This window comes from Methylobacterium sp. J-048, from assembly GCF_022829515.1.
GTDB lineage: Bacteria > Pseudomonadota > Alphaproteobacteria > Rhizobiales > Beijerinckiaceae > Methylobacterium.
In genome coordinates this window covers 36,057-48,099 of the sequence record NZ_JAKSYL010000089.1, presented here as the reverse complement: position 1 = coordinate 48,099, position 12,043 = coordinate 36,057, and the positions used below count along the sequence as shown (strand labels likewise).

The 12,043-nt window shown below is 67.6% G+C and carries 12 protein-coding genes; 7 read left to right on the top strand and 5 right to left on the bottom strand.

Annotated features, from left to right (window positions below; all coding sequences use genetic code 11):
- A partial coding sequence (locus MKL09_RS06565) for a peptide ABC transporter substrate-binding protein (RefSeq protein ID WP_244019027.1) occupies positions 1-1,334 on the top strand: 1,334 nt, incomplete at its 5' end.
- A 157-nt stretch (positions 1,335-1,491) separates the two neighbouring features.
- Entirely contained in the window at positions 1,492-2,397 is a 906-nt protein-coding gene (locus tag MKL09_RS06560) for a DMT family transporter (RefSeq protein ID WP_244019026.1), read from the top strand.
- 200 nt (positions 2,398-2,597) lie between these two features.
- On the opposite strand, the gene MKL09_RS06555 is transcribed toward MKL09_RS06560, so the two are convergent.
- The 5 genes from MKL09_RS06555 to MKL09_RS06535 all read right to left on the bottom strand — a co-directional run bounded on the left by MKL09_RS06555 (position 2,598) and on the right by MKL09_RS06535 (position 6,918).
- Positions 2,598-3,764, bottom strand: a complete 1,167-nt coding sequence (locus tag MKL09_RS06555; protein ID WP_244019024.1) for a M24 family metallopeptidase — start codon at positions 3,762-3,764, stop codon at positions 2,598-2,600.
- Between the two features lie 14 nt (positions 3,765-3,778).
- Positions 3,779-4,459, bottom strand: coding sequence for a GntR family transcriptional regulator (locus MKL09_RS06550; protein ID WP_244019023.1), 681 nt, complete (start codon positions 4,457-4,459; stop codon positions 3,779-3,781).
- A 70-nt stretch (positions 4,460-4,529) separates the two neighbouring features.
- Complete coding sequence (locus MKL09_RS06545) at positions 4,530-5,327, bottom strand: transporter substrate-binding domain-containing protein (RefSeq protein ID WP_244019022.1); 798 nt, start codon at positions 5,325-5,327, stop codon at positions 4,530-4,532.
- A gap of 66 nt (positions 5,328-5,393) precedes the next feature.
- Positions 5,394-6,077: an amino acid ABC transporter permease gene (locus MKL09_RS06540; protein ID WP_244019021.1), complete on the bottom strand. Its 684-nt coding sequence runs from the start codon at positions 6,075-6,077 to the stop codon at positions 5,394-5,396.
- A gap of 34 nt (positions 6,078-6,111) precedes the next feature.
- Positions 6,112-6,918 carry an amino acid ABC transporter ATP-binding protein gene (locus tag MKL09_RS06535; protein WP_244019020.1) on the bottom strand — a complete coding sequence of 269 codons (807 nt, stop codon included), beginning with the start codon at positions 6,916-6,918 and terminating at the stop codon, positions 6,112-6,114.
- A gap of 215 nt (positions 6,919-7,133) precedes the next feature.
- On the opposite strand from MKL09_RS06535, the gene MKL09_RS06530 reads away from it, so the two are divergent.
- The 5 genes from MKL09_RS06530 to MKL09_RS06510 are packed head-to-tail and all read left to right on the top strand — an operon-like array spanning position 7,134 to position 12,020.
- A complete protein-coding gene (locus tag MKL09_RS06530) occupies positions 7,134-8,177 on the top strand; it encodes a hydroxyacid dehydrogenase (RefSeq protein ID WP_409566905.1) in 1,044 nt (347 codons plus the stop codon).
- On the top strand, positions 8,174-9,457 hold the full coding sequence (locus MKL09_RS06525) for a Zn-dependent hydrolase (RefSeq protein WP_409566904.1): 1,284 nt from the start codon (positions 8,174-8,176) through the stop codon (positions 9,455-9,457). Before MKL09_RS06530 ends, MKL09_RS06525 begins: the two co-directional genes overlap by 4 nt.
- A 35-nt stretch (positions 9,458-9,492) precedes the next feature.
- Entirely contained in the window at positions 9,493-10,266 is a 774-nt protein-coding gene (locus MKL09_RS06520; RefSeq protein ID WP_244019015.1) for a LamB/YcsF family protein, read from the top strand.
- Positions 10,259-10,993 (top strand): 5-oxoprolinase subunit PxpB, encoded by a 735-nt coding sequence (pxpB, locus tag MKL09_RS06515; RefSeq protein ID WP_244019013.1) that lies wholly within the window; start codon positions 10,259-10,261, stop codon positions 10,991-10,993. Before MKL09_RS06520 ends, pxpB begins: the two co-directional genes overlap by 8 nt.
- Positions 10,986-12,020: a biotin-dependent carboxyltransferase family protein gene (locus MKL09_RS06510; RefSeq protein WP_244019012.1), complete on the top strand. Its 1,035-nt coding sequence runs from the start codon at positions 10,986-10,988 to the stop codon at positions 12,018-12,020. Before pxpB ends, MKL09_RS06510 begins: the two co-directional genes overlap by 8 nt.
- The last annotated feature ends 23 nt before the right edge of the window (positions 12,021-12,043 follow it).

The window sequence follows — 12,043 nt, the reverse complement described above, 5'->3', positions numbered from 1 at the left end:
TGTTCACCTGGGCCTATGCCCGCGACCCCGCCACCGCGGCGGTGACGATCGGCTCCTACAAGGATTGCACCGTCGAGAAGATCGACGACCTCAGCGTCCGGGTCCTGTTCGACAAGCCGACGCCGTACTGGTGCGATGCCTTCGTGGGCATCGTCGGCATGGTGATCCCCAAGCACCTGTTCGCCGCCTATACCGGCGCCAGATCCCGGGATGCGCCGCAGAACCTCGCCCCCGTGGGCACCGGGCCGTACCGGTTCCTCGAGTTCCGGCCCGGCGACATCGTCCGGGGCGAGCGCAACTCGAACTACCACCTGCCCAACCGCCCCTATTTCGACACCCTCGAGATGAAGGGCGGCGGCGACGCGGTCTCGGCGGCGCGCGCGGTGCTCCAGACCGGCGAGTACGATTACGCCTGGAACCTTCAAGTCGAGGACGAGGTGCTCAAGCGCCTGGAGACCGGCGGCAAGGGCCGGGTCGACGTCGTCTACGGCGGCAATCTCGAGTTCCTGCTGCTCAACACCACCGACCCGAACGTCGAGGTCGACGGTGAACGGTCCTCGCTCAAAACCAAGCACCCCGCCTTCTCCGACCCGAAGGTCTGCCAGGCGATGAACCTGCTGGTCGACCGTAAGTCGATCGAGACGTACATTTACGGCCGCACCGGCAAACCCACCGCCAACACGGTCAACGGCCCGGAGCGCTTCGTCTCCAAGAACACCAGCTTCGCCTTCGACTTGGCCAAGGCCAACGCGCTCCTCGACGAGGCCGGCTGGGCGAGGGGCTCGGACGGCGTGCGGGTCAAGGACGGCAAGCGCCTGAAGCTGCTGTTCCAGACCTCGATCAACGCCCCGCGCCAGAGGACCCAGGCGATCATCAAGCAGGCGGCGGCCAAGGCCGGCATCGAGATCGAGCTGAAATCGGTCACCGGCTCGGTGTTCTTCTCCTCCGACCCGGCCAACCCCGACACCTACCCGCATTTCTACGCAGACATGGAGATGTACACGAACAACATGACCCAGGCGGATCCGGCGATCTGGCTGCTCCAGTACGTCTCGTGGGAGATCGCCACCAAGGAGAACAAGTGGCAGGGCCGCAACGTCGTGCGCTGGCGCAACGACACCTACGACGCGGCCTACAACGCCGCTCAGAGCGAGCTCGACCCGGTCAAGCGGGCAGCGCTTCTGATCAAGTGCAACGACCTCGCGGTCTCGGAGAATGTGCTGCCACTGATCCACCGAGCGAAGGTATCGGCGGTGGGCGCACGACTCGCTGCCTTGCAAAGCGGTTGGGACAACGACCTGTCGTTCCTACCCGACTGGTACAGGGAGGCCTGAGCAGTAGGCGAGCGCCATGGGCACCTACATCCCGCGACGGCTTCTGATCGCGCTTCACAGCGCAATCCGTCGTCGCTCCACGTTTCCCGGGCTTGGACAGCTGCTTGTCATGAGCGGCTGGCGATGAGTGCCGCATGAGTGTCGGAAGCGATCCGGCGTGAGCCGCCTCGTAGCTTTCGGCGTCATGGCGCTGATCTGGGGAGTGACGTGGTTGCCGACGAAGATCGCCACGCAGGCCGTCCCGCCGATCTTCCTCGCCACGGCACGCTTCCTTCTCTCCGGCGTCCTGTTCCTCATCATCGTACGCGTACGGCGCCTACCACTGCGCATCCGGGGGTTTGGCCGGATCGTCGGCGCTTCGCTCCTCATCACGACGGGCTGCTATAGCTTCGTGTTCTGGGGTGTCGCTCACGCCCCCAGCGGCCTATCGGCGATCGTCAATCTGTCGCTGATGCCGATCTTCCTCGCATTCATCGGTTTCCTCTACGGCCAAGAGCGCCTCAGCGCGCGTCGGGTCGGCGCGATCGTACTTGGTATCAGCGGGCTCGTGCTCCTGTTCTCCGGCCGCGCTGAAGCCGCGCAAGATGGCGCCACGATGGTGCTCGCTCTCGCTTCGGTGGCACTCGGCACGGTCTGCTACGCCTGGGGCTCCGTGATCAGCCGGCCCTTGACGCAGTTGATGCCGCCGCTGGTTCTCGCTTTCTGGGAGACGATCATCGGCGCGATCGGGCTCGTGCCCGTGTCGTTGCTTATAGAGGGCTACGACCCAGGCCGCTTCGCCGCCCTGTGGGATGGGCGGGTGCTATTCTGCCTCGGCGTGATGGTCATTGGCGGCTCGCTCACCGGCTTCTCGATCTTTCTCTGGCTGGTGCGGGACTGGGGCGCCTTCCGCGCCGGCCTGTATGCCTTCGTCAGCCCGGTGATCGCGGTTGCGATCGGCGTTATCTACGCGCACGAGCCCTTCGGATGGGCGGAGGCATCGGGTATGGGAATCATGCTCGCAGCGACCGCGTTGGCGCTCACCGATCGGCCACGTGTGCAGGTCGACCGAGACACCTCTTAATCCGTTCGTGGTCAAGGCGCAGTCTGATTACTCCGAAGTTCGATCGCGCCGCCATCACGGCTTGTGCCGCAAGAACGCATTTGACTGCAGTGAGTCGGGAGCGGTCGACCGGGTCTCGCCGTAAGCAGAATCACAGTTCTGGACTAGAGGCGCCGGAAAAACGGACGAGCCCCTTTCGACCTAACAGGTCTCTGGCGACCTCACCGCAGCGTCAGGGCGCGGGGCAGGTCCGAGAGGGGTTCGGCCCCATGCTCGGTGACAATGACGGTCTCGGATGCGCCGACGGTCCAGGCGCCATAGCTGCGCAAGGTCGCTGGCAGGTGAAAGACCATGCCTGGCTCGATCGGCCGGTCGACGCCGGTGAAGAGGCTGAGCAGACCACCCTCGCCCCAGTCAGGCGCGAAGGCGATACCCATCGAGTAGCCGATGCGCTTGCGGAAGGCTGGGCCGTAGCCCGCCGCGTCGATGATGGCTTGGGCGGCCTCGTGAGGGACGGAGCAGGGCCGGCCCGGTCGTATTGCGTCGAGGGCCGCGTCGAGGGCTCGCAGCGCGCAATCCATCATCCGCCGCGCCTCGGACGGCGGCTCGCCGATCCAGACGCTGCGCATCATTGCCGCATGATAGCGGGCATGGCTGCCTGCAAGTTCAAGGAACACCGCGTCGCCCGCTTCCAGCCGGCGCCGGCGCCACGTCATGTGTGGCAGCCCGCTACGGGGGCCCGACGAGATCAGGGGCTCCATCGCCATCGCCTCGGACCCGGCCGTCGTGGCGGCAGCGAGCATGGCGGCAGCGACCGCATTCTCGTCGTTGCCTACTGTGCAGGCGGCGATGCCGGCCGCGAGCCCGGCCTGCGCGTAACGGGCGGCGGCCCGGATCGCCTTCAGCTCGACCGCTGACTTCACTGTCCGCAGGGGGCCAAGGAGGCCCGACCCGTCCGGAACCGGGTCGATGCCGAGCGCCATGCCGATCCGCGCCGCCAGGGCAGGCGAGACGAACCAGCCGTCCCGCTCCAGCGCCAGCCGGGCGAAGCCCCGGCGACGCACGAGAGCGGCCAGGGCGTCGGCCGGGTCGGTCCCGTCCGGATAGGCCTGGATGTCGTCGAGCCAGGTATTGGCCGCCGCCCCCGGCAATTCGAGCTGGCGCACCAGCAAGGCCGGCTCTCCCTCCACCGGCAGCACGAGGGCCTGAAAGGCGAAGTAGCCCGCCGTCTGGCGGCCGGTCAGCCAGTAGATCGCCTCCGGACCGGTCACCACCAGGGCATCGTGGCCGGCGGCGGCGATTGCAGCCCGTGCCGCCATCTGCCGCGCGGCGAACTCCGCCTCCGGGAAGGCCGCCTCACAGCCGCGCAGGTTCGCAAATTCATCCATCGCGCCGCCAAACCTTAGAATTCGCTCAGGCGGCGAATGATGCCCAGCTTGAAGTTTTCGAGATGAGCCGCGATGGCATCGGCGGCCGCCGCCGTGTCCCCGGCTCGCAGGGCGGCGACCACCGCCAAGTGCTCGCGATGCACTGCCTCGAACCGTTCGGGCATCCGGCTCAGGTTGAACATCTGCGTCTTGAGCCGCAGATCCTTGATCGTTTTGGCCAGGATCGCATTGTGACTGTGATCGGCGAACAGTTCGTGGAAACGGCGGTCGACCTCCCAGTTGCCCGGGGCATCCGGATCCCCCGCCGCCAGCAGCTCCTCGATCTGTCCCTGCAAATCCTCCAGCACGGCGTCGGCGATCCGGCCCGCGGCGAGCACGACGCTCTCCCGTTCCAGCAGACGGCGGACGTGCAGGATCTCGATCAGCTCGCGCAGGGAGAACTCCTTCACGACGAGCATCCCGCCGGGCTGCCGCTCGATCAGGCCCTCGGTCTCCAGCCGCGACATCGCCTCGCGGGTCGGCGTGCGCGAGATGTCGAGCATCTCGGCGAGGCGACGCTCGTGCAGCACGGTCCCGGCCGGCAGGTCGCGCCGCACCAGCATGTCGAGCAGCTTGTCATAGGCCATCTGACCCAGGCTCTGTTCGCGCCGGGCGTTGAGCGCCGTCGTGTACGACGATGCGTCAAGGGTCTTCATTGGTTCCTCCCGGAGCGGCCGGCCGGGCCGCCCCCGTCTTCTCGTCGGTATGCCGTGTCGCCGCGGCCTTTCACATGGCGTTCGTGCGGATCGGCTCCTTCGGCGCCGGGTCATAGCCGATCAGCGGGGTGATGAGCTTGGCATAGGTGCCGTCGGCGACCATCTCGGCCAGGGCTTTGTTGACGGCCGCATGCAGGTTCGGCTTCCCCTTCTTGATGGCAAAGCCCTTCTGGATGGTGCTGAGCGGGGTCTCGATCATCACCAGCGGCAGCTTGCGGGCCTTGATCGCGTAGTTGCCGGCCACCGCGTCGTTGATCACCGCGTCGATGTTGCCACCGACGAGGTCCTGCATGGCGTCCGCGGCGGTCTTGTAGCTCTTCAAGGTTGCGCCGTGGTCCTCGGCGAGCTTTCCGAAGGTCGAGGCCGAGAGGGCGCCCACATTCCGGCCCTTTAGATCGTCCGGACCCTTGATGCCCGTATCCTTGCGGGTGACGATCCGCGCCCCGGATTCGAGCCACCCGTCCGCGAAGGCGACCTGTTTCTGCCGGGCGGGCGTGATGTCCATCGACTCGCTGGTGATGTCGTACTGATCGGCCATCAGGCCGATCAGCAGGGCATCGAACTTGACGTTCACGGGGCTGTATTCGAGCCCGAGCCTGCGGCAGACCTCGCGCATCACCCGGACCTCCAGCCCGTCGAGCTCGCCGCTCGGCGTACGCATGCTGAAGGGCGCGAAGGTGCTGTCGGTCGCCACGATCAGCTTGCCGGGCTCGATCAGTTCCAGCTTGCCCTCGGCCCCGCGGACCGCGGGAGCAGCCAGCAGGCTGGTGCAGAGGGCGGCGAATGCGAGGAGGTGTCGGCGGTTCATGGCAATCTCCGATGTTGGGACGGGGCGAGAGGTGTGAGCCGCGGCCCGACCCGCGGCAGGCGCTGCTCAGGACAGACGGGCGTAGCGCCGCTCGAAGTAGGCGGAGAGCTGCGACAGGATCGACGTGAGGCCGAGGTAGATCAGCGCCGCCGCGATGTAGAAATCGAACGGGCGAAACGTGGTGGCGATCATGAGCTGGGCGTAGAGGGTCAGCTCGACCACCGTGATCGTCGAGAGCAACGACGTGTTCTTGACCGACGAGATCGCCTCGTTGGTGAGCGAAGGCAGGATCATGCGGAAGACCTGCGGCATTACGATCCGCGCCATCATGATCCGCGGGTTCATGCCCAAGGCCAAGGCCGATTCCATCTGACCCCGGGGGATCGCCGCGAGGCCGGCACGGATGGTCTCGGCTACGTAGGCGCCGCTGCTGACGCCCAGCGCGATGATCCCGGCGGTGATCGGCGACAGCTTCACGCCGATCTGCGGCATGCCGAAATAGACGATGAACACCTGGACAAGGGTCGGCGTACCCCGAATAAACCAGACGTAGAAGCTCGCCAGGGCCTGGAAGGGAGCGAAGGACGAGCGCTTGCCCAGCGCCCCGAGCAGGCCGCAGACCCAGCTCACAAGAATACTCGCCACCGTGACGCCGAGAACGACGATGGTCGCCGAGAGAAAGCCGGGGCCGTAGGTGACGACCTCTTCCGAGAGGCTGAGCCACCAGTCCTGAATTGCCGTGACGCTCATCACCGTCCGAACTCCCCGCTGGATATGCGGCTGCTCACGCCGAGTGCCCGAGGACGGTCGGCTCGTGCAGCACACGCCGGAGGAAGTGGCGCAACCGCTCGCTCCGAGGGGCACCGATGACTTCCTTCGGCGGGCCGTCCTCGGCGATCACGCCACCGTCGAAGAACAGAGTGCGGGTGCCGACGTCCCGGGCGAAGGCCATCTCGTGGGTGACGACCAGCATCGTCATCCCATCCGCCGCGAGGGAGGCCATCAGCGCCAGCACCTCGCCCACCAGCTCAGGATCGAGGGCCGAGGTCACCTCGTCGAACAGCATCACCTTGGGTGCCATCGCCAGGGCGCGCACGATCGCCACGCGCTGCTGCTGCCCACCCGAGAGCTTCGACGGGTAGGCTTGCCTCTTCTCGTAGAGGCCGATGCGCTGGAGCAGCGCCTCAGCTTCCTCCACCGCCTGCCGGCGCGGCATTCGTCGCACTCGGATCGGCGCCTCGACGACGTTCTCCAGCACGGTCATGTGCGGCCAGAGATTGTAGCTCTGGAAGACCATGCCGATCCGCGCCCGCAATTCGCAGAGCTGCTGCGGGGTCGGCTGACGACGGGCGCCCAGCTCGTAGTCGAAGGCGAATCGCTCGAAATCCATGAAGCCAGAGGTCGGCGTCTCCATAAGGTTCAGGCACCGCAGGAACGTGCTCTTGCCCGAGCCGCTCGCGCCGATGATCGACACCACTTCGCCCTCGTGGATATCAAGGGAGATACCCTTCAGGACCTCGTTGGCGCCGTAGCTCTTGTGCAGCTTCCTGATCTTCAAAAGCGGCGTCTTGGCGACTTCGATCTCCGTCATCGTTCACCCTAAACCGTTGTCATGGCTTCAATCTTGATTGCAATACTGTGACATGACTTGAACATATCGACATATTTGCTGTACCGCTCAAGAACATTGCCGTGCTCTGCTGATCTGTATTTGATTTTCATGTTGCCAGTATCGGGGCGATGCGATACACTCTTAGGTATACCACCGGCATTCAAGCGGTATTTATGAGCAGGGCTGCCTCGTACGTGTCCACTGAGCCTTCCTTCCCCAGTTCCCCCTCCGCGGAACCGTCGGGCGTCTGCCTCATCGTTCAGCCGATCCACGCAGCCGGGCTGGCCCGTCTCCGGGCGGCGGGGCTTGAGCACCGGATCGCCACCGACCTCGCCCCCGCGACTCTCGCCCGCGAGGCGGCCGACTGTGTCGCGGTGATCACGCGCAACGGCGGCTTCCCCGCAGAGGCGGTGCTGGCCGCGCCCCGGCTGAGGGTGATCGGGGTTCATGGCACCGGGACTGACCCGGTGGCCGTCCCCGAGGCGACGAGGGTAGGAATTCCGGTCGTCAACACGCCGGGGGCCAATGCCCAGTCCGTCGCAGAGCATGCGATCGGCCTGATCTTCGCCCTGGCGAAGGCGATCCCGCAGGCCGACCGGGCCATGCGGGAAGGCGACCACAATTTCCGCTACGGGGCGCGCCTCGTGGAACTCGCCGGGCTGACGCTCGGTCTCGTGGGGTTCGGTGCCATCGGGCAAGCGACCGGCCGACTGGCGGCGGCCCTCGGCATGGAAGTGCTCGCCTACGGCCCAACACGGCCCGACTCTGACTTCGAGGCCATAGGAGCCGAGCGCGCCGTCTCCCTGCCGGACCTCCTCGCCCGGGCTGACGTGGTCTCCCTGCACCTGCCGCTCACGCCCCAGACCCGTGGGCTGATCGGTTCGGGGGAGTTGACCCGCATGAAGGCTGGCGCTTTTTTGATCAACACCGCCCGTGGCGCCCTGGTGGATGAGGGCGCCCTGGCCAAAGCTCTCGCTGCTGGGACCATTGCTGGCGCGGGGCTCGACGTGGTGTCGGGGGACGCGCTGGCGCACGACCATCCGCTCCATGGGGAGCGGCGGGCGATCCTTACCCCCCATGTCGCGGCATCCACCGAGGCGGCCCTGATCCGTGCAGCCGAGCGGGTCGCCGGGCAGGTGGTCGACGTGCTCGCCGGCCGCCGCCCACCGAACCTCGTCAACGCGGAGGTCTGGAACCGGCGGCGGCAGGGTGAACCGTCCGCGGAGTTTCCGGCATGAACGGGTTAGGGGCTGCAACGGGCGCAGATTTGATCGCTATCGACCCGGACTTCTGCGCCGGACTGTTCGCGCAGCTCCTGTCCTTTAGCCACGACGAGCCCGGGGTCACGCGGGCTGCCTACGGCGAGGGGGAGGAGCGGGCCCACGCCCTTATGCGAGCGACCGGGCTCGCACTGGGTCTGAAGCCCGAATGCGATGCCGCCGGCAATCTCTTCCTGACAATGGTGGGACGCGACCCGGCATTGTCACCCTGGATGGTCGGCTCGCATGTGGATACGGTACCGCACGGTGGTAACTTCGATGGTGCGGCCGGGGTGATTGGTGGCCTCGCAGCCCTTGAAGCCCTGCGCCGGGCGGGCCTCGTGCCGGCGCGCCCGGTGACGGTGGCGGTGTTCCGAGCCGAAGAGAGCGTGTGGTTCCCCGCCTCCTATGTCGGCAGCCGCGCCGCCTTCGGCTTACTGCCGCCCGACGTGCTCGACCTGCCCCGCGCCGATTCCGGCCGGAGCCTGCGCGAGCACATGGCTGAGCTCGGCCTGCGGCCGGAGGCTGTAGCGCGGGGCGAGCGGCTGCTCGACCCGACGCGGATCCACGGTTTTGTGGAAATGCATATCGAGCAGGGTCCGGCGCTGGAGGCGACCGGGGTCCCGGTAGGCTTCGTCACGGCGATCAGCGGCAGCTTCCGCTACCGCAAGGCCGCCTGCTTCGGCCGCTACGGCCATTCCGGCGCGGTAGCGCGGTCCGAGCGCAGCGACGCCGTCTTCGCCCTCGCCGACCTGATCACCGGCCTCGATGCCCTGTGGGGCACGCTGGAGGCGGAGGGGCGGCCGGCCACGATCACGCTGGGCGAGGTCGGCACTGACCCGGTCCAGCACGCCTTCGCCAAGATCCCCGGCGAGGTCCTCTTCTGCCTCGACGTGCGCAGCACCGAGCCCGCCGTTCTGGACCGGATCGAGGCGGCCTTGGCCGAATTGGTTGCCGCCATCGAGGCCGCCCGCGGCGTGCGCTTCGTCCTGGGCGAGCGCACGGGCAGCACGCCGGCCCGAATGAGCTCAGCGTTGGTCGAGGCCCTGTCGGGCCATGCGCGCCGGCTCGGGATGCCGTTCCGGACCATGCCGAGCGGGGCGGGACACGACACCGCGACCCTCGCCGGCCAGGGCGTGCCAAGCACGATGATCTTCATCCGCAACCAGAACGGCAGCCATAACCCGCACGAGGCGATGCGGATCGAGGATCTGTGCGCCGCCGCGGCCTTGGTGGCGCACCTCGTCGCAGAAGCCTGACCCCGCAGACAGAACCCACGCGAAAGGATGCACCGATGATCGTCGATCTGAACTGCGACATGGGCGAGGGCTTCGGCGTCTATCACCTCGGCGACGACGCCGAGATGCTGACGGTGGCGACCTCGGCCAACATCGCCTGCGGCTTCCACGCGGGCGACCCGCTGGTGATGCACGAGACCCTGCGCGGCGCCGCCGCGAACGGCGTGCAGGCCGGCGCGCATCCAAGCTTCCTCGACCTCTGGGGCTTCGGCCGGCGGCCGATCCACGGCGAACGCCCGGCCGACATCGAGAAGGCGGTTCTCTACCAGGTTGGCGCCCTCCTGGCGCTCGCCCAGGATGCCGGCTGCCCGGTCCGCCACGTGAAGACGCACGGGGCGATGGGCAACATGGCCAACGAGGATGCCGACCTCGCCGTAGCGGTGGCGCGGGCGATCCGCACCCTCGACCGCGACCTGATCTTCGTGGTCATGCCGGGCCTGGAGACCGAGAAGGCCGGCGAGAAGCTCGGCCTGCTGATCGCCCGCGAGATCTACGCCGACCGCGCCTACGCGGATGATGGCTCCCTCGTCTCGCGCAAGCTCCCCGGCGCCGTGCTGCACGATCCTGCCTCCGTCTCGGAGCGCGTGATACGGATGTTGGAGGATGGGGCGATCACCAGCCTATCCGGCCGGCGCATCCCGACGCGGATCGACACGATCTGCGTTCACGGCGACACGCCCGGCGCCGTCGCCATGGGACGCCGCCTGCGCGAGGATTGCTCCGCCAAGGGCATCGGTCTGCGTCCAATGGCTGAGGTGCTTGGTGTCTGAGCCTGGCTATCGCCTCCTCGATTGCGGCGATCGTGCCCTGACGGTCGAACTTGGCAAGACGGTTGATCCTGCGGTCAACGCGCAGGTCATCGCCCTGGACGAGGCGATCCGCGGCGCTGGACGACCGGGCCTCTTGGAGACGGTGCCGACCTATCGCTCGCTCCTCGTCCTCTACGACCCTGACCGGTTGCCCCGGGTCGAACTCGCGGCGCTGATCGCCGCCCATTGGCCGCCCCCGGAAGCAGGGGCCGGCGCGGGCCGCCGCTGGCGGGTACCAGTCCACTATGGCGGCGAGCACGGGGCCGACCTCGCCTCGCTTGCGGCCGGGGCGGGCTTGAGCCCGGAGGAGGTGGTCGCCGTCCATGCCGGCCGCAATTACCGCGTCTACATGATCGGCTTCGCCCCCGGCTTCGCCTATCTCGGCGGCCTCGATCCCCGCATCCATGCGAGCCGGCGCACCGATCCCCGACCCAAGACCCCGGCGGGCAGTGTATCCATTGGCGGGAACCAGACCGGCGTCTCGCCGCCCCTGGAGCTGCCGAGCGGCTGGCAACTCATCGGCCGCACGCCCGCACGCTCCTACGATCCAGCGCGTGCCGAGCCGTTCCTGTTCAAGGCCGGAGATCTGATCCGGTTCGACCCCATCGGCCGCGCCGAGTTCGATTCTCTCAGCGAGGCCGCCCGTGCCGGTGAGACCGTCGCCACCTTGGAGCGAATCGATGGCTGAAGGTCTGCGCGTCGTTGCCCCTGGTGTCGCCTCGACCCTGCAGGATGCCGGTCGGCAGGGCTACCTGCGCTACGGTATCTCCGGGTCCGGGGCGATGGATCCCGATCTGCTGGCCCTGGCCAACGCCCTTGTCGGCAATCCGCTCGACACGGCCGTGATCGAGATGGCGATGGTCGGCCCCACCCTCGTCTGCGAGGCGGAATCTTGCCGCATCGCCCTCGTCGGGGCGCCCTTCGGGATGAGCCTAAATGGGCGCATACTCGACCTCTTCACCGCCCACGACCTACGGCGGGGGGATCGGCTCATCCTGGGCGCCCCACGGCAGGGCTTACGGGCCTTCCTCGCGGTCGCCGGGGGCTTCGCCGTGGCGCCGATGCTCGCCAGCGTCTCAACGCACAGCCGCACGCGCCTAGGCGGCCTGGACGGCAATCCTCTCGCTGCGGGAGACCTGCTACCCCTCGGCGCGCCCAAGTCCAGCGACCGACCGCTGACCCTGCCGCCGCTCCACCGGCCACGTTTAGGCGGTCCGATCCGGGTTGTTCTCGGGCCGCAGGCCGACAGCTTCACCGAAGAGGGTCTGCGAACCTTCCTTTCCGTGCCCTACACGCTCACCGCGCGGGCGGACCGGATGGGCTGCCACCTCGACGGGCCGCCGATCGCCCATGCAGATGGCTTCAACATAGTCTCAGACGGGATCGTGAACGGCTCGATCCAGGTGCCCGGACACGGACGTCCCCTCATCCTGCTCGCCGACCGCCACACCACCGGAGGGTATCCAAAGATCGCCACGGTGATCTCGGCCGATCTCGGTCGCCTGTCGCAGGTGCGGCCGGGCGAAACGATTGTGTTCGAAGCCGTCACCGTCGAGGAGGCCCAGTCCCTCGCCCGCGGGGCGAGACATACCCTTGCAGCGCGACGGGCGGCCCTCGTACCGGCCGGCGGCGCAGAGCTCGACAGCGCTTTCCTGCTGTCCTGCAACCTCATCGGTGGCGTCATCTCGGCGAGCACTCTCGAACCGGCCGCCTGAGGGCGCGACGGCCCCGTCAATAC